General features: G+C 51.5%; 15 protein-coding genes. 12 read left to right on the forward strand and 3 right to left on the reverse strand.

The window, feature by feature from the left end; genetic code table 11:
- Positions 1–29 precede the first annotated feature (29 nt).
- Genes B5F07_RS03205 through B5F07_RS03215 form a run of 3 tightly spaced genes read left to right on the forward strand, consistent with a single transcriptional unit; the run spans position 30 to position 4,184 of the window.
- Positions 30–1,169, forward strand: coding sequence for a glycoside hydrolase family 5 protein (locus B5F07_RS03205; RefSeq protein WP_087159839.1), 1,140 nt, complete (start codon positions 30–32; stop codon positions 1,167–1,169).
- 4 nt (positions 1,170–1,173) lie between these two features.
- Positions 1,174–2,820, forward strand: coding sequence for an MFS transporter (locus B5F07_RS03210; RefSeq protein WP_140397976.1), 1,647 nt, complete (start codon positions 1,174–1,176; stop codon positions 2,818–2,820).
- Complete coding sequence (locus B5F07_RS03215) at positions 2,817–4,184, forward strand: glycoside hydrolase family 30 protein (protein ID WP_242972417.1); 1,368 nt, start codon at positions 2,817–2,819, stop codon at positions 4,182–4,184. Before B5F07_RS03210 ends, B5F07_RS03215 begins: the two co-directional genes overlap by 4 nt.
- A 257-nt stretch (positions 4,185–4,441) precedes the next feature.
- On the opposite strand, the gene B5F07_RS03220 is transcribed toward B5F07_RS03215, so the two are convergent.
- Positions 4,442–5,032, reverse strand: coding sequence for an AAA family ATPase (locus tag B5F07_RS03220; protein WP_087159841.1), 591 nt, complete (start codon positions 5,030–5,032; stop codon positions 4,442–4,444).
- A gap of 189 nt (positions 5,033–5,221) precedes the next feature.
- On the opposite strand from B5F07_RS03220, the gene B5F07_RS03225 reads away from it, so the two are divergent.
- The 7 genes from B5F07_RS03225 (at position 5,222) to B5F07_RS03265 (ending at position 15,194) form a co-directional block, all read left to right on the forward strand.
- Positions 5,222–6,343: a hypothetical protein gene (locus B5F07_RS03225; RefSeq protein WP_087159842.1), complete on the forward strand. Its 1,122-nt coding sequence runs from the start codon at positions 5,222–5,224 to the stop codon at positions 6,341–6,343.
- A 147-nt stretch (positions 6,344–6,490) separates the two neighbouring features.
- Positions 6,491–8,524, forward strand: coding sequence for a protein kinase domain-containing protein (locus tag B5F07_RS03235; RefSeq protein WP_087159844.1), 2,034 nt, complete (start codon positions 6,491–6,493; stop codon positions 8,522–8,524).
- 230 nt (positions 8,525–8,754) lie between these two features.
- The gene (locus B5F07_RS22980; RefSeq protein WP_140397977.1) at positions 8,755–10,653 is read left to right on the forward strand and encodes a hypothetical protein; all 1,899 of its coding nucleotides are present in this window, start codon (positions 8,755–8,757) and stop codon (positions 10,651–10,653) included.
- 236 nt (positions 10,654–10,889) lie between these two features.
- Complete coding sequence (locus B5F07_RS03245; RefSeq protein ID WP_087159845.1) at positions 10,890–11,249, forward strand: heavy-metal-associated domain-containing protein; 360 nt, start codon at positions 10,890–10,892, stop codon at positions 11,247–11,249.
- 261 nt (positions 11,250–11,510) lie between these two features.
- A complete protein-coding gene (locus B5F07_RS03255; protein ID WP_087160016.1) occupies positions 11,511–12,848 on the forward strand; it encodes an MATE family efflux transporter in 1,338 nt (445 codons plus the stop codon).
- Between the two features lie 4 nt (positions 12,849–12,852).
- On the forward strand, positions 12,853–13,668 hold the full coding sequence (locus B5F07_RS03260) for an arginase (protein ID WP_087159847.1): 816 nt from the start codon (positions 12,853–12,855) through the stop codon (positions 13,666–13,668).
- Positions 13,669–13,841: 173 nt separating this feature from the next.
- Positions 13,842–15,194 (forward strand): ATP-binding protein, encoded by a 1,353-nt coding sequence (locus tag B5F07_RS03265; RefSeq protein ID WP_087159848.1) that lies wholly within the window; start codon positions 13,842–13,844, stop codon positions 15,192–15,194.
- Here the strand turns inward: B5F07_RS03265 and B5F07_RS03270 are convergent.
- Together B5F07_RS03270 and B5F07_RS03275 are read right to left on the reverse strand one after the other, a co-directional pair.
- Positions 15,121–15,519 carry a hypothetical protein gene (locus B5F07_RS03270; RefSeq protein WP_087159849.1) on the reverse strand — a complete coding sequence of 133 codons (399 nt, stop codon included), beginning with the start codon at positions 15,517–15,519 and terminating at the stop codon, positions 15,121–15,123. The two genes, B5F07_RS03265 and B5F07_RS03270, sit on opposite strands and share 74 nt — an antisense overlap.
- The gene (locus B5F07_RS03275) at positions 15,519–15,674 is read right to left on the reverse strand and encodes a DUF4430 domain-containing protein (RefSeq protein WP_191403767.1); all 156 of its coding nucleotides are present in this window, start codon (positions 15,672–15,674) and stop codon (positions 15,519–15,521) included. Before B5F07_RS03275 ends, B5F07_RS03270 begins: the two co-directional genes overlap by 1 nt.
- A gap of 224 nt (positions 15,675–15,898) precedes the next feature.
- On the opposite strand from B5F07_RS03275, the gene B5F07_RS03280 reads away from it, so the two are divergent.
- A complete protein-coding gene (locus tag B5F07_RS03280) occupies positions 15,899–16,681 on the forward strand; it encodes a class I SAM-dependent DNA methyltransferase (protein ID WP_087159851.1) in 783 nt (260 codons plus the stop codon).
- Between the two features lie 51 nt (positions 16,682–16,732).
- Positions 16,733–17,608: an Hsp33 family molecular chaperone HslO gene (gene hslO, locus B5F07_RS03285; protein WP_087159852.1), complete on the forward strand. Its 876-nt coding sequence runs from the start codon at positions 16,733–16,735 to the stop codon at positions 17,606–17,608.
- Positions 17,609–17,612 lie beyond the last annotated feature (4 nt).

Here is a 17,612-nt window from a genome sequence, read left to right on the forward strand (position 1 = left end):
TGAGGGCTTATAATACGAGGAGTTAAGACATGGAAAAAATCATAGGAACCAACCTGGGAAACTGGCTGGTGCTTGAGAAATGGATGGAGCCGGAGATGTTCTCCGGAACCAATACGGAGGATGAGACCTGGCTGAGCAGAACGCTCGGCCAGGAGAAACTCCAGGAGCGGATGAAGACGCACCGGGATACCTATGTGACGGAGGAAGATTTTAAAATCATAAAGAGCCACGGCATGAACACCGTGCGCATCCCGGTTCCCTACTTCATCTTCGGCGACCGTCCGCCCTTTATCGGCTGCATCGAGTATCTCGATAAAGCCTTCGACTGGGCGGAAAAGTACGGTCTGAAAATTCTGATCGACATGCACACCACGCCGGGAAGCCAGAACGGATACGACAACGGAGGGATCTGCGGCGTATGCAACTGGCGGAAGAAACCGGAAGAAGTGGAGTTTGTCACCCGGGTTCTGGAAAAACTGGCGGAGCGCTACGCTCACCGGAAAGGGCTCTTCGGGATCGAAGTGGTCAACGAGCCCATCAGTTTCAGCGTGTATATGACGTCGCCCACGCATAACAAATACGTGGATAAAAAAGAAGCGGAAGGCTCTTCCTTTGTCCCCATGAGTTTCCTGAAGAAATTTTATACCGACGCATACCGGCGGCTGCGGAAGATTCTCCCGGAAGACAAGGTCATTGTCTTTCACGACGGTTTCCGGCTCATGAGATGGGGAGATTTCTTTGAGAAGAGCGGCATGAAGAATGTCATGCTGGACACCCACATTTACATTTTTGCCATGGAGAATTTCGTCCCCGTGCATAAAGAGTGGGTCTATAAAATGTACATCGGCTTCAACCGGTGGATGCTGAAAAAAGTGGAGAAGCATATCCCCGTGATCGTCGGGGAGTGGTGTATCTGCAACAAAGAGGCGGAGCATCTGAAAAAGAAGGGGGCGCCTGACTCGGAAGTAGTCCGCGCCTACCGCAGAGTCGCAGAATTACAGCTGGATGTCTGGGAAGAGGGAGCCGGATATTTCTACTGGAATTACCAGCTCTCAAGAGACAAAGACAAGCCTCTGGACGAGGAGTGGAAAAATGCCTGGGACTTAAGCCGGTGTTGGAAAAACGGATGGATGCCGGAGCGTCTTGACAGAAGAAGCGGAAGGAAGTGATATTTTGAACAGCAGAGAAAACAGTAAAGCAAAGAGCATATGGGATCTTCCTCTCTTGTCAACCCGTATCCGTTCTGCAAACGTAAAATTCACAGAGATGCTGTTCGGCTATTTCGTCGGTCCCCTGGGCGTGCTGATCATGACTACTGTGGTGAGCACCTATTATCTGACCTTTTACAGGACTTACGACGATATTGTGAATCAGGGCAGCTTCCTGACGCTTCTTCCCCTGATCTCAGTGATTCCGATGGTGCTCTCCAACATCATCATCGGAATCCTGATCGGAAGGACGAAGACCTCACAGGGAAAGGCAAGGCCTTACCTGATTACGGCGGCTCCGCTTCTTCTGGTCTCCGGCATCCTGGTGTTTTTCATACCGGATCTGCCCCTGGGACCGCGGATGGTGTGGATGGCAGTCACCTACAACCTGTTCGCCGCCATCGCAAGCCCCATGTACTCGTCGCCCCACTACCTGATGGTGTCGCTGTCCACACGGAACCTGAAGCAGAGAGGAACTCTTTCCGTGGTGTCAAACATTCCGGCTGTGGCGGCAAACGGATTTATCAGCAGTATTGTCATGCCCCTGATTTTAAGCTGGATCAAGGCGGCGGGAAGCGCGGCAGGGCAGCAGGGCAGATGGCAGACGGTCATGGCAGGATTTTCCGTCATTGCATTCTTTGCCTGCCTTCTGGAATACTTCTTTACAAGAGAACGTATCACAGAAGAGAGCACGAAGCTTGACATCAAAGAGGAGACCATCCCCGCGGCAAAACAGCTGAAAGCTGCGATGAAGGATAAGTACTGGTGGATCATCATGATCTTCTACGCCCTCTATCAGTCGGGCGTCATGTTCAAGGGCGGGTTTATCTTCAATATATACTGCAATGAGTTCTTCTCCCGGGTCAATGTGCTGGGCATGGAGATGAACGGCGAGATGGTGCAGTCTGTACTGGCTCTGATCAGCGGGATTCCCCTTGCGGCGGGGATGCTCTTTATCTGGCCCCTTGCCAACCGGTTCGGGAAGAGGAATATGGTCATCGCCGGTCTGGTATCCTCCATTATCGGAAGCATCATCTGTGTGAGCAGTCCCGCATCCTTCTGGGTGGTGCTCGTGGGACAGACCTTCAAGGGGATCGGAAGCATCCCGGGAGCCTACATCATGATGGCTCTCTTTGCCGATGTGCTGGATCATCTGGAAGCCCGCTTCGGTTTCCGCTGCGACGGAGTGTCCATGTCGGTGTACACCGCGGTGCTCACCGTGGTCAACGGACTGGCAGTGGCGTTCTTCCTGTTCTTCTATGACAACAGCGGAATGAACCCGGCAGGCGTGGCGGAATTCTTCTTTGTGGGATTTGAGATCTTCGCCCACGCGGCGCTGATCATCCTTCTGCTCTTCCTCAATGTGGAGAAGAATATCGGCGAGGAGCAGAAACAGATCCTGGAGCGGCAGAAAGCGGCGGTCATTGCTTCCGGCGGCGTGTGGATCGAGCCGGAGGAGAGGGAACGTCTGGAACAGGAGAAAGCCGACCGGGAGGCTGAGGAAGCCCGGAAGAGAGAACTGCAGGAATACTGCAGAAAGAAAGGACTTTCCTTTGAGGAAGAGGAGAGAAAATATCAGGAGAAAAAAGTAAGGAAAAAAGGAAAGAAATGAAAGAAATAAAGCTGAAACTATATACTACATACGGGGAAGGCGGCGCAGAAAGGCAGGAACAGAAGGTTCTTGCCTTCTGTGCTGATAAGGAAGGCGTGGAAAAAGAGGTGATCAACCTCTATCCGGACGCCGCGTTCCAGACCATCGAGGGATTTGGCGGCGCCATAACGGACGCGGCGGGATATGTATACTCCCTGATGGGACCGGAGGAGAAAAAGAAACTGATGGAAACCTATTTTTCTCCGGAAGAGATGAAGTACCGTCTTGTGCGCATCCACATGGACAGCTGTGATTTTTCCACAGAGATGTACGAGGCCATGTCGGATGAGACGGACCGGGAGATGAAGAGCTTCTCCTTTGCGCGCACGGAAAAGTATATTATCCCCATGTTGGAGGACGCCCAGCGGGCGGCGGGAAGACCGCTCGAACTTATGCTCTCCCCATGGTCCCCGCCGGCGTTTATGAAGACAAACGGCGAGAGGAAGAACGGCGGCAGCTTAAAGGAGGAGTACCGGGGATTCTGGGCGGATTATATCTGCCGCTATATCGAAGAATTCAGGAAGAGAGGGTATCTTGTCCGGCGGATCTCCCTGCAGAATGAGGCAAAGGCAGTGCAGACCTGGGATTCCTGTGTCTACACGCCGGCCCAGGAAAAAGAATTCCTCCGGGACTATATGGCACCCGCCCTGAAAAAGCACGGGCTGGACGATGTGGAGGTCTTTATCTGGGACCACAACAAGGAGCGGGTCTACGACCGGGCATGCCGGATCATTGACAGCACCACGAAAGGTATGGCGGCAGGCATTGCCTTCCACTGGTACAGCGGGGACCACTTTGAGGCACTGGATCTGGTGCGCAGAAAGTTCCCGGACTTAAAGCTGATCGTGTCGGAAAGCTGTATCGAGTATACCAAATACGGCGCCGAAGACCACTGGAAGAACGCTTCCAGGCTCTCCCACGAGATCATCGGGGATATCAACGGCGGCATGTGTGCTTTCTACGACTGGAATATCCTTCTGGACGAGACGGGCGGGCCTAACCATGTGGGAAACCTCTGCCATGCGCCGTTTCTCTACGACACGAAGAAGCGCAGGCTGATGCCCCAGCTGATCGGCGAACATTTCCGGCATTTCACACATTTTATTGACCGGGGAGCCGTGCGGATCGGGTTCAGCAGATACACGGACCGGCTGGATGTGACAGCCCTGAAAAATCCGGACGGAAAGATCGTCTTTGTCATTCTGAACCGGACAGAAGAGGAGATCCCGGCAGTGATCCGCCTGGAGGATGAGATCGCGGAGATCCGGATCAGAGGAGAGTCCATTGTGACCGGAGTGGTGAAAGAAAAGCAGAAAAACGGATAAGCGCGGAGTGTACTCTGATAATTATTTAACAGAGTGCACTCTGTTTTTGCGCAGAGTTTACAGAAGGTATGCGTTATGAAAATATTTATTCTGGAATAAAGAGAGAGACTTTACGGAATGATTTCCTACAGTCTTGACGTACAGAAAGAACAGGTGCACACATTCCACACACTGGATGAGATGGCGCAGGCTGCGTCGAGGACAGTTCCCGCGCGGCGGCTGCCATCCGTGCGGCCGCCTTCCCTGCAGTCTGGTTTTCAGTCGTCTTCCTCGAGCAGCGGCAGAATCGTCCGCATGGATTCTTCAAACTCCTCATCAGAAGAATTGTGGAAGAGAATCAGGTCATGTCCTGCATCCAGACGCTCCAGGGGCTCCGGAATGGAGAAATCCACGGTGCAGATATACTCATCCCAGTGCTTCAGCTTCCAGGTGTCCCTGTCGGAATTCCGCTCGATCATCCGCTGATGGCAGATCTCCGGGGCAGTAAACACCCATAGGATGACCAGTTTCGCTCCTTTGGTGCGCAGTTTTGTGCGGAACCGCTCAAGAGTCTCTTCATTGTGTACCTCTTTGGTGAAAGGCGCGTTGATCAGAACAATATCATCGTACTCGAGAGCTTCCACGCCGATATCTACAATTGTTTCATATTCATAATCCCGGATATTTTTCTCAAAAAAGTCAGAACTCCGGTTGATCTCCTCGCCGGCAGCCAGAAACACCCGGTTGGAAAGGGGGATCAGTGTATCTTTGTCCAGATAGACTACATGCTTCAGATTCCGCGCAAGCTGTTTGGATATGTAAGTCTTCCCGCAGGCCGGGGGAGAGGTAACCAGTATCATTTTTTTCATTGTGTACAGACGCCTCCTTTGTTCCTTTTTTGCTAAGTATAGTTCCGGAAAATAAGATTGTCAAGCGGAGTTATTGACAACTAACGGAAGTAAGATTATATTAGCGGTAAGGTAAAACGGAAAAAAGTTGAACAATTCTGAAAAGAAATAAGATATAGTAGATCTATATGTTTTCTGGGAGGGAGAGTAGTGAAAAAAAAGCAAAGAAAAGAGCAGAAAAAACGGCAGGAGACGGCTGCAGTGGAGGATCTTCTGACAGGGAAGGCCCTGCTTGCAAGTTTTTCCTGTCTGCTCCGTGAGGTCTGGCAGGGAGAAGAGCCCCTGGCGGCGCGTCTAACAGAACGTCTTACGGAATATGAAGGCGGAAAAGACCGGGAGAAGACGGCGAGGAAGGTGCGCAACTGGATGCACGACCGCAATCTTCCGAAAAACAGGGAGGAGGTCTTCCGGATCTGTTTTGCCCTGGAACTGGATGAAGAGCGGGCGGAGCAGGTCCTCGGCATGACTGAGGAGAGCGGGATCCATTACCGCGACCCGGGCGAACTCATCTATGCATTCTGCCTGCGTAAAAGAGTCGGTTACGTTCAGGCAGTCAGGATGAAGGAACAGCTTTGCGGAGAGATTTTCCCCGGGGGCATTCCCTGTGAAGAGATTTCCGGACCGGACGCCCGGTCTTTTCAGTTTTTGAATCTTACCGGATATGTAAGACAGAGGTTTCAGCGGGTTACGACGGAAGAGGAGCTGAGGCGGTTTCTGGAGTCGTCCCGGGAACGGTTCGGCCGTTATCACAATACGGCTTACCGGAAATTCCGCCGGATGCTGGACTGCCTGATCCGTCCGGAAAGCTCCGAGGGCGGTCTGCCGGAAGACCAGAGTTACAGCATACGTAAAGCGGTAGAAGAGTATCTCCGCATGGGAATCCCCTACGAGAGACGTCTTGGCGGTTATACGCGGGTTCAGCGGGAGATCAAGCAGCACTGGCCGTCGGCAAAATCGATCTATGAGATGTGCGCCCGGAAGACAGACGTGGACAGAAAGACTCTCCTCCTCTTATATCTTGCCACAGAGGGAGAAAATGAGCTGCAGACGGAAGAGACCAGACCGGTGGAGGAGCATCACCGGAGAATGGATATGATGCTTTCCGAATGCGGGATGCCCCTGCTCAATGCACACTGTCCTTTTGATTATCTTGTGCTTCAGGCGGTCAGCGGGGAGGATGAGGACGACTTTATCGGTCTTAAGATGGAACGGATGATCCGGAAAATATTTGCCGGCAGAGAAGCAGAAATATGTCCGGCTACGGAAGAATGAGAGAAGCGCGGAAAACACCGGGAAAAATGCGGACGGAAAAGCGCGGATGTAAAAGTGTGGACGGAAAGACGCGGACAGAAAAGTGCGGACAGAAAAGTGCAGACAGAAAAGCGCGGACAGAGGAGAACGAGCGGAGGATGAGAAGGAATGAAAAGGGATGACATGGATAACAGGACCGGACTTCCGGAAGGGTATCGGATCTCCCACGGAGGAAGAAATTATACCATCAGAAGATATGTGAGCGCAGGCGGCAATTCCATTGTGTATCAGGCGTGGTACCAGGACAGTCTGATGCCCGAGAAGACCCATCAGGTTCTGGTCAAAGAGCTTTATCCCTATGACCCCATGGGCCGGATCACGCGGCGGGAGGATATGTGTCTGGAGATCAGGAATGGCGCGGAAAAACTTTACAGCGACCACAAGAAGAGTTATCTTCTGGGAAACCGGGTACATCTTACGCTTGCCCAGGAGGGGCGGGGAGGAATCGCGGAGAATCTGGATTCTTTTGAGGAGAACGGGACAGTCTATACGGTTCTGACCGCCAGAAAAGGAAAGGTGCTTGCGGAAATGCTGGAGGAGAAGCAGTATTTCCCAACATTGGAGGATACGGTGGCCTGTATCCGCGGTCTTCTGAATATCCTGGAACTCTTTCACGAACACCGGCTGCTCCATCTGGATGTGAGCCCGGATAATATTTTTATGCTGGAGCCCCGGGAGAAGGGCGCTTTTCCCACGGAACTGCTGCTGCTTGACTTCAACAGCGTCTATTCCATGGATGACCGGACCACGTATCTTGGTGATTACTATCCGGGCAAGCCGGGATATATGGCCCCGGAGGCTGTTCTGTCCAGAACGGAGGAACTTGGAGCCTGGACAGATCTTTATTCTGCGGCAGCGGTCTGGTATACCCTGCTCTGTGACGGGATGGTTCCGGAGGATATGGAGATTACCGGCGAAGAGGAACTGGTTTCCCCTTATTCCCGTCTCCTGCTCCATGAAAAAGAAGTGGCGGCGGAACAGGTAAACCGGATCCTGCGCCGGGGACTGCGGACGATGCCCACAGACAGATATTCTTCTACTGCAGAGATGCTGGAGGATATTCAGGAGCTGAGCGATATCCTGACCGGGGCAGTGAGAATCCCTGTTTCCCGGATTGCAGTTCCGGGAGCAGAAAACGGAATCGGCGAAGGTTCGGGGAATGGTGGAAGCGCCGGAACGAGAAAAGACGGAATGAAAAACGCCGGAATGAAAAAAGCGGGAAGGCTCTGGTGTGCACGTCCTCTGCGGGCAGGAGCGTGGACGGCGGGGGTGCTCCTCCTTGTAAGCGCCGCTTTCCTGGGCGGGAGGATGAGTCTTACGGCAGACAATACCGGCGGAGAAAACACCGGGGCAGAAAGCATCGAGCCGGTGACAACAGAGAATACAGTGCTCGATCTCTATCAGTTTCCCCTTGAAACGGATGATTCGGTGGTCCTCACCCAACAGGATGTCCGATATCCTCTGGTGGACAACCGCATGGATGTGCAGGTGCAGACGTCCACGGCGGTCCGCATTATGCTGAAAGATTACAGCCACATCCGGGATACCACGGAAGTGATCGATACGTATTCCCTGTTTACCTTTTACACAGGAGAAGGGGACAAACGGGGATGGCAGAACGCGGATCTGACTTATGACTTTTTCTATACGGAGGACAACACGCTCCACATGGAGCTTCCCTTTCAGGATCCGAACCATTTCAATCTGGACTATGTAGGGGTGATCTTCCAGAACTTCAATTATGACGAAAGTGAACTGATCCTGGATATTACCCGATGTACGCTCATCGACGGAGAGGGAAATGAATATGAGATGACAGAGCTTCTGGGAAGCCATCTGCTCTTTTTCGACGAGGAGCGCTGGCAGCAGAATATGATCACCACAGAGAACCGGGAGTATGTGGAAACCTTTGACGACATCCGGGGCGGCAGACTGATCGTGGACGCCCAGGTGTGTTATCTGGAGCCGGTCCTGGAAGTGGCCTGGACCAGTGACAAGCCGGAGATCGCCACGGTGGACGAGCGGGGAAGAGTGAAGGGGCTGAGCCAGGGGACTGCGACGCTGACAGCCACCGTGCGGGATAAGAATACCGGAGAGGAGCGGAGCACCCAGATGATCGTAAATGTGATCTCCAAGCTATAAACAGGATGCGGTGTCCCGTGTATGCAGTGTTCCATGTATGCGATGCTCCAGGTATACGATGCTTCAGGTATGTGATGTTGTTCCCTGAGGCGGCCCCGGAACGGGCGTCTGTGCACGGGGGCGGAAAAAAGTTGCAAATTTGAAAAAATGAATATGTTATCCTTGCCGTATAACCTGCGGCAGGAAAATTCTGCGCTGCCGCGGAAAGGAAAGGTGGAAAGTAAAAAAGAATGAGAAACAGAAAAATGAAAACCGCGGCACTTATTCTTGCGTCAGCCCTGGCGGTAGTTCCGTGTTTTGGCGCAATGGCTGCAGAAACTGATGAAAATACGGTGACAGATTCTGCGATTGTGCAGGCTGACACAGCAGCACAGGCGGAGCCGGCAACAGTGCAGGCTGACACAGCAGCACAGGCGGAGCCGGCAACAGTTCAGGCTGACACAGCAGCACAGGCGGAGCCGGCAACAGTTCAGGCTGACACAGCTGCGGCACAGTCAGAAGTTACAGGGGCGCTTGTCGGACTCCGTTATGACGGCGGGCAGCTTTATGAAAATGAGCTGATCGATATGATCAGAAACGCGGACGGTGATGTGAAGATTCAGATGATGCAGTCCGGGCTCAGCATTCCGGCGAGTGCGCTGAATCAGGCGAGGGAGCAGGAAAAAAAGCTGATCATCGAGATCTTTCAGCCGGGAAACGACGCTGCCATGTTTAACAGCAGATGGGTCTATGATCCGTCAACCGTATACTGGACTCCGGATCTGGAGTCATATCCCCTCGGCGTTGCGGTAGATCCGGATGCGCCGTACCATTCCTCTCATCCGGATGCGGCTTCAAATCCCATCAGCGATGTGATAAGAGGAGTGTCGGGAGAAGCAGTGGAATGGTCGGTTTACAGTGTCCCCACCGCAGAGGGCGAGGACGGCCAGGCAGGCTATACGATCCCCGGCTTTTACGTAGAGATCGCGCACTGGGGTGAATTTGACGGGATGGAGGAGATGCCGCTTTATACGTATGACGAAGAGAACGGCAGCCTGTTTAGAAGCAGTAGATATGCTGTCCGCGGCGACAACGCGGTGGTATCGGACTCCATTGTCTGGCACACAGTCCGGATCAATAATCCGGCATGGGGCACGAATTATGCAGTGTTAAGCGATGAACACAATTTCCTCCCGGTCGAGGAGATCGAAGCACAGATTGCAGACGACAGCGTCCCTGCTGTGGATGTCCAGATGGGGGCATGCTATCTTGACAACCAGTATGTAGCTCCCGCCGGGATGCTGGACAAGCTTAAGGACAGCGGAAAGACACTTTCCCTGACCTCCCCGGGCGTAGAATCGCAGCCTACATATTCCTGGCACTTTGACGGATCACAGATCACCGATACTGCGGACGTTGATCTGCATATACAGTTCTATTATTCTCCCGGGGAAGAGGCGATTGAAGGGGTCACGATGCCCCAGGGATTCCGCACGATACTGCTTGATTTCGCCCACAGCGGACTGGTGCCTGCGGGAACGTCTGTCAGTCTGACCACATCAGAAGATATGCAGAGCGGCTGGCTCTATTATGTAAATCAGGAGAACGGAACGTTCGAGTATGTCGGCAGAACTTCATGGGAAAGAGAAAATGAATCTTTCGGGACGCTTACCATATCCGGCATGACGCACTGTTCCTATTATCTTGTGACAGCCCAGGAGCTGACCGGGGATAATGTTGTCATACCGGAAGACCCGACTGATCCGGAAGAACCAACCGATCCGTCAGACCCGACCACACCAACCGATCCGGTGGATCCGTCAAATCCGTCAGATCCATCCGAACCGGAGAATCCGACCGATCCGGTAAAACCGTCAGAACCAACCGATCCGGCAGACCCGACAGACCCGTCAGATTCCGATAATCCGGCAGATCCGGAGAACCCGGACAGCACGGAAAATAAGGATGATACGAAGAATCCGGATGATACGAAGAATCCGGATGATACGAAAAAGCCGGCTGATGAAAAACCGCAGACCGGTGGGGCTGTGAAGACAGGGGATTCCGCCCCGCTGTTTCCGGCGGCAGCAGCCGCAGCAGTTTCCATGGCGGCAGTGCTCGTGGTGCTGAAAAAGAAGGTGGCACGATAAGAAAGCCGGGGAAATGGCAGAATTTTGAAAATATATTGCAAAGCTTTTGCGCGGAGCGCACTCTGAGAAATATCAGGCGGAGTGTGCTCCGCTTTTGATGCGTATGGCGGTGCACGTAAAGTCAGCAGGAATATCTGGCTATGTTATTGACATCTAACAAAAGTAAGTCTATATTAACAGTAGGGAAATAAAAGTGCAGACAGCACTGTCTGATAAGAGAAGGACGGAGGGATTTTATGGCTGACGGGATCATTGTTCTGGTCATAGTAGTGATACTTATTTTCGCACTGAAAGGCTCGATCAAGCATTTTAAGGGGGAGGGCGCCTGCTGCGGAGGCGGCTCCGGCACGGTGAAGAAAAAAAGAAAGAAACTGAGCGGTCCGGCTGTGGAAAAACACATCATAGAAATATCCGGGATGCACTGCCAGAACTGCGCGAACAGTGTGGCAAACGCCCTGAATGAGATCGACGGAGCTGCTGCGAAGGTGGATTTGAAAGCCGGTACAGCCGTGGTGTCCTGCGACCGCCCGGTGGACGACGCTGATCTGAAATATGCGGTAGAGCATGCCGGTTATCATGTGGTCGGTATCCGGTAATAAGCGGGGAAGTTCAGAATCAAAGAAACAATTAGAGTGCGCTCAGCCGGGAAAACGGCTGAGCGCTTTTGTGCGGATTTATTTCGGCGGATGGCGAGGTGCACAGGCGGAACTATTGCAAAAATATGGGAATGTGCTAAAATTGCTATGGACTTTATCAGCGGCTGCGACAGAGTATGAGAAGGTGCACAGGGATGCAGCCTCTGACATACATACAGATGGAGGGGAATACAATTGAAAAGAAATAAATACGAAATCGATATGTGCAATGGCTCGATCATGGACAAACTGATCTCGTTCTCGCTTCCGCTGATGCTCTCAAGTATCCTGCAGCTGATGTTCAACGCGGTGGATATCATTGTAATCGGGCGGTTTTCCACTAGCCAGGCGCTTGCGGCAGTGGGCTCCACTACTGCGCTGATCAGCATATTCACCAATCTGTTCATCGGGATTTCCATGGGAGCAAACGTGCTGGCGGCGAGATATTATGCTGCGGGCCAGGAAAAGGAGATGTCCGAATCGGTACATACCGCCATTACTCTGGCGCTGATCAGCGGCGTGGTTATGGTATTTGTGGGAGCGGGAGCATCCAGATTTGCACTGGAACTGATGGCTACTCCTGATGATGTGATCGATCTTTCCGTGCTTTACATGAGGATTTATTTCTGCGGAATGCCGTTTTTCATGCTGTACAACTATGGCGCCGCTGTTTTAAGGGCAGTAGGCGACACGAAGAGACCTCTGGTGTTCCTTATTGTGGCAGGACTTGCCAATGTGGTGCTGGATTTGCTTTTTGTGGTTGTCATTCCCTGGGGCGTGGCAGGCGTTGCCATCGGTACGGTGGCGTCCCAGTGCGTTTCCGGTATTCTGGTGATCCGCTGCCTCTGGAAGACAGAGAGCAGCTATCAGCTCCGCTTTTCAAAGCTGAAGATCCAGTGGATTTATCTGAAACGGATTTTCCAGGTGGGAATACCGGCGGGCATCCAGAGTACGGTGATCAACTTCTCCAACGCGCTTCTGCAGTCCTCGGTCAATTCCTTCGGATACACCGCCATGGCGGGCTACACAGCGGCAAATAATATTCTCGGGTTCCTTTATGTCTCAGTCAATGCCGTGACCCAGGCGTGCATGAGCTTTACCAGCCAGAATTACAGTGTGGGCAAACAGAAGAGAATGGACCGTGTGTTTCTGGACTGCCTGATCCTCTCGGCGGGAGCTGCGGCTGTGCTGGGCGTGGGAGCCTATATATTCGGCGACCGGATCCTGCAGATCTATACGTCGGATGCAGACGTGATCCAGTGCGGGCTGGAGATCCTTTCGATCACGACGGTTCCCTATTTCCTCTGCGGCATCATGGATCTGATCCCGGGCGCCCTGCGGGGAATGGGTCACTCGGCGGTGCCGATGGTGCTCTCTGTAATCGGAACCGTGGGAACGCGAATCCTCTGGATCTACGTGTTCTTCCCGCAGCACAGATCCCTGCATTTCCTCTTTATATCCTATCCGGGGTCATGGATCGCTACGATCCTTATGCAGGCGGTATGCTTCTGGTTTGTGCGCAGACAGTGTATCCGGAACCTGAAAGCAAAGGCAGCGTGAAACGATGCAGAATATGATACTTGATTTTTCCCATATTTATCCCGAAGATGTTGAAAAGCAGGCTCCGGGGCTGAAAAGGATTGACTTAAGTGATATCCCCGGTACGGATATGTACTGTACAAGGGAGGCAGAGGAAGAGATCCGCCGGCGGCTGTCCCCTTACGGCCCCAGGGGGATTCACTTCCTGGACAACGGCAATTACCACTATGTCACAAAATTCTTTGCCGGGAAGATCCGGGAGCCTTTTTCCCTTGTGCTTTACGACCATCACAGCGACATGCAGAAGCCCCTCTTTCCCGGGATGACAAGCTGCGGAAGCTGGGCGGGAGAACTGCTGCTCCATCACCCGTACCTCAGGCAGATGATCCTCGCCGGACCGGAGCGGAAGAGCATGGAGGAACTGCCGGAAGAATTGGAAGAACTGCTGACGGAACCGGGGGAACAGCCGGGAGAACCGGGAAAACAGGCACGAGAAAAGTTGGTATATATCAGCCGGGAAGAGATCAAGAATAAGGCGATGGACGGGAAGATTTCCCGGATCGATATGACAGTCCCCGTCTATATCTCCATTGACAAGGACGTCCTCGACCGCAGCGGGGCAAGAACCAACTGGGATCAGGGGGAGATGCCCCTGGCAGTGATGGAAAAACTTCTCCTTGAGGTGTTTGTTCACCAGCAGGTGATCGGTGTGGATATCTGCGGGGAGTGCAGTCTCCTGGAGCCCCTGCAGGAGCTGATGGAAGATGAGAGGATCAACCGGCTGACAAATGAGCGGCTCCATCATTTTCTGACGCGGCTTTTCCGGGAGTTTGCGGACTGAAATTTCCGAAAACCGGAAAACATTTTTTAAATTCGTTAAAAAACCGGAACAAACATTTCTTAAATTCGTTAAAAACCGGGGAAAATATTTCTCAAATTCGTTAAAATATCGGGTATACTTTTTGCAAATTCGTGATAAAATGGTTTTATAAAGAACGGATCGGAGGAAACAGCATGATTTTCAGAAGGAAAGTGTATGACAAACTTTTAAAATGGAAAGAACTCTCGGCCGGCTCCTCGGCAGTGCTGTTGGAAGGTGCGAGACGTATCGGAAAAACAACCATTGTCGAAGAATTTGCAAAAAATGAATATGATGATTACATGATACTTGATTTTGCAAGAGAAAATGAGGACGTCCGCAATAATTTCATTGAGAATATGAATGATCTGGATACATTTTTCCGAAATCTGTTTCTGCTGAAGGGAAAAGCGCTTCAGGGGAGGAACTGTGTCCTGATTTTCGATGAAATCCAGATGTTCCCAAAGGCGAGACAGGCAATAAAATATCTGGTTGCAGACGGCAGATATGATTATATTGAGACAGGCTCGCTGATTTCCATCCGGAAAAATATAAAAGATATTCTGATCCCGTCAGAGGAATACCGGATTAAAATGTATCCCATGGATTTTGAAGAATATCTCTGGGCGCTTGGTGATACGGTTACGGTTCCTGTCATCAGAGAAGCCTTTGAGAAAAGAAATCCTCTGGGAGATGCCCTGCACAGAAAGATAATGAAAAATTTCCGCACTTACATGGCAGTAGGCGGCATGCCGCAGGCGGTAGAGGCGTTTGTGGATGGAAAAACTTTTGCGCAGATTGATTTTGTGAAGCGGAACATTCTGAACCTTTACGAGGAAGATCTGGCAAAATACGATGAGGATAATAAAGAGAAGGCTTCCATCATATACCGGACGATTCCGGAGCAGCTGGAAAATAAAAATTCCCATTTCAGGTTTTCTCTTGTAAACAAAGCGGCAAGGTATCAGAACTATATAGATGCAGTCAGTTTTATTGCAGAGTCTATGATTGGCAATGAGTGTATTAATGTGACAAAGCCGGAAGTGGCGTTGGAACTTTTTGCAGACCGGAGCAATTTCAAACTGTATATGGGGGACACCGGGCTTCTGGTATCCCGGATCATGCAGAACAGCGATGAGACAGATGAAGATCTGTATAAGGCGCTGATTATTGACCGGCTGGGAATCAATCAGGGGATGATATTGGAAAACATGGTAGCCCAGATGCTGAAAGCAGCCGGGCATGATCTTTATTTCCATGAATACCTGTTTCGGGCAGGAGACTCTGTGGCAGAAAAGAAGTACGAGATTGATTTTCTTCTTGTCAGAAAGAAGAAAATATGTCCTATAGAAGTAAAATCATCGAATTATATGTCGCACAAATCCTTTGATTATCTGATTGAAAAATATCAGATGAAAATGGAAGAGCGGTATATCATCTATACGAAAGACCTGAAATATCAGGACGGCATCCTGTATATTCCCGCCTATATGACCATGATGGTCTGAGAAGATATCCGGCTGTCAGGCTCCAAAAAACGGGGCTGCGCTGTCTGCGGAAAATCAGCACAACGACAGCCAGGATGCTCCAGACATACAGAGAGTTGATCCACCACAGCCTGAACCCGTAGAAAATCCCCTCCAGCAGCACAAAGGAATAGATTATGAAAAAAACCTTTCTTCCGAATATCAGCGTATACAGCAGGATCAGCAGGGTCACGATTTCAACATTCGGAAGAAAGGCAAGCAGCACCTGTCCCATGAACAGGACTGCCGTAAGTATCCCCATGATAACAAGCTCCTGTGTTTTTATTCCCATCTTCGCTTTTGGCATCAATATCCTTCTTTCAGTGTCAGTTCAAATGCATCGTTATCTTCAATCGGCGTCTGGTCCGCAGAGGTATTTACCATGCCGCCGCCCCTGGTAATACACCACCACTGCTGGCTTGCGTCATCCGCAGCTTCTCCGTCCACTTCTGTGATTTTCACCTTCCACGGGTCTGGGACCGAACTGCCGGTAGAGCAGCAGAGCCGCAGCACAGATCACCACCAGCACGACGGCAACCTGAGTTTTGTCAATAAAATCGCCCATATCTGCGGAAAGTCGCGTAATATTTACAGAAAACCTGAAAAAATTCCAAATTCAAGGCTTGTGTTGCTTCTCTTTTTCAAATGTTGTAAAATGAAACTGCGTTTGAGGAGGAAAAGAAGCAATGGAGGCATATACGAGTTTCGCGCTTGTTTACGATACGTTTATGGACAATGTCCCTTATGAGGAATGGGGAGTCTATCTTCATGAGCTGCTGAGGGAGAACGGCGTCGAAGAAGGCCTTGTCCTGGATCTGGGCTGCGGCACGGGAAGCATGACAGAGATTCTTGCCGGATACGGCTATGATATGATCGGTGTGGACAACTCTGCGGATATGCTGGAACTGGCGGCGGAGAAAAAAGAAAAGTCCGGACATGACATTCTCTATCTGATGCAGGATATGAGGGAGTTCGAGCTGTACGGAACTGTGCGCGCGGCAGTCAGTGTCTGCGATTCCGTGAACTATATCACGGATCCGGAAGAACTGGCGGAGGTGTTCCGGCTTGTCAATAACTATCTTGATCCGGGAGGCGTATTTATCTTTGATTTCAATACAGAGTATAAATACCGGGAGATCCTGGGGGAGACGACGATCGCGGAAGAACGCGGCGAGTGCAGTTTTATCTGGGACAACTATTATTATGAGGAAGAGAAGATCAATGAGTACGACCTGACGCTCTTTATCCGGGATGCAGAGCATTCGGGGGAGCACGGCGCTCTCTACCGGAAGTTTCAGGAGACCCACTATCAGAGAGGGTATACCCTGGAGGAGATGAGAGAGCTGCTTGACAGAAGCGGGCTGGAATTTCTGGCGGCCTACGATGCATTCACGAAGGACAGCCCTGCGGAAGAAAGCGAAAGAATCTATATTGTCGCAAGAGAGTGCGGAAAGAAAAATCAGCTGTAAAATACAGCGAAAAATATATTGCATACTATTTAAAATGAAGGAGACAGAACGATGAAAGACTATATTGTAAGGGCAGCGGCGGCGAACACACAGATCCGCGCGTTTGCCGCGGTGACGACAGAACTTGTGGAGGAGGCGAGGCAGAGGCACGGGACAAGCCCGGTTGCCACAGCCGCACTCGGAAGGCTGCTCACGGGAGGCGTGATGATGGGGAGCATGATGAAGAATCCGGAGGATGTCCTGACTCTTCAGATTCAGTGCTCCGGTCCTATCGGCGGTCTGACGGTTACTGCAGACAGTCAGGGAAGAGTGAAGGGATATGTACACAATCCGGATGTGATGCTGCCCCCGAAAAACGGAAAGCTGGATGTGGGCGGGGCGCTCGGACAGGGCGTGCTCACGGTGATCAAAGATATGGGACTCAAAGAGCCTTATTCCGGGCAGACGATTCTTCAGACCGGGGAGATCGCGGAAGATCTGACCTATTATTTCGCCACATCGGAGCAGGTGCCGTCCTCCGTGGGACTGGGAGTTCTCATGGAGAAGGACAATACGGTGCGCTGCGCGGGCGGATTTATCGTGCAGGTGATGCCGTTTATCGAGGACAGCGTCCTGAATAAGCTGGAGGAGAATATACAGAAGATCCAGTCTGTGACCTCCATGCTGGACAACGGACATACGCCGGAGGAGATGCTCGGACATGTTCTGGAAGGGCTTGATCTGGAAATCACGGATACCCTTCCGGCAGAGTTTTACTGCAACTGCTCCAAAGAACGGATCGAGAAGGCCATCATCAGCATCGGGAAAAAGGAGATCCAGTCCATGATTGATGACGGGGAGGATATTGAGGTGAAATGTCATTTCTGCAATACGGCGTACAAATATTCGGTGGATGAACTGAAGGAGCTGCTGAAGAAGAGCAGATAAGAGA

The sequence above is a fragment of the Lachnoclostridium sp. An169 genome, assembly GCF_002160525.1.
Classification (GTDB): Bacteria; Bacillota; Clostridia; order Lachnospirales; family Lachnospiraceae; genus Mediterraneibacter; species Mediterraneibacter cottocaccae.

What these genes read in the sequence shown, in the direction of transcription:
- B5F07_RS03205 (WP_087159839.1), top strand. Translation starts at nt 30, where the DNA reads ATGGAAAAAATCATAGGAACCAACCTGGGAAACTGGCTGGTGCTTGAG.
- B5F07_RS03215 (WP_242972417.1), top strand. Translation starts at nt 2,817, where the DNA reads ATGAAAGAAATAAAGCTGAAACTATATACTACATACGGGGAAGGCGGC.
- B5F07_RS03220 (WP_087159841.1), bottom strand. Translation starts at nt 5,032, where the DNA reads ATGAAAAAAATGATACTGGTTACCTCTCCCCCGGCCTGCGGGAAGACT.
- B5F07_RS03235 (WP_087159844.1), top strand. Translation starts at nt 6,491, where the DNA reads ATGAAAAGGGATGACATGGATAACAGGACCGGACTTCCGGAAGGGTAT.
- B5F07_RS22980 (WP_140397977.1), top strand. Translation starts at nt 8,755, where the DNA reads ATGAGAAACAGAAAAATGAAAACCGCGGCACTTATTCTTGCGTCAGCC.
- B5F07_RS03245 (WP_087159845.1), top strand. Translation starts at nt 10,890, where the DNA reads ATGGCTGACGGGATCATTGTTCTGGTCATAGTAGTGATACTTATTTTC.
- B5F07_RS03255 (WP_087160016.1), top strand. Translation starts at nt 11,511, where the DNA reads ATGTGCAATGGCTCGATCATGGACAAACTGATCTCGTTCTCGCTTCCG.
- B5F07_RS03260 (WP_087159847.1), top strand. Translation starts at nt 12,853, where the DNA reads ATGCAGAATATGATACTTGATTTTTCCCATATTTATCCCGAAGATGTT.
- B5F07_RS03265 (WP_087159848.1), top strand. Translation starts at nt 13,842, where the DNA reads ATGATTTTCAGAAGGAAAGTGTATGACAAACTTTTAAAATGGAAAGAA.
- B5F07_RS03270 (WP_087159849.1), bottom strand. Translation starts at nt 15,519, where the DNA reads ATGCCAAAAGCGAAGATGGGAATAAAAACACAGGAGCTTGTTATCATG.
- B5F07_RS03280 (WP_087159851.1), top strand. Translation starts at nt 15,899, where the DNA reads ATGGAGGCATATACGAGTTTCGCGCTTGTTTACGATACGTTTATGGAC.
- hslO (WP_087159852.1), top strand. Translation starts at nt 16,733, where the DNA reads ATGAAAGACTATATTGTAAGGGCAGCGGCGGCGAACACACAGATCCGC.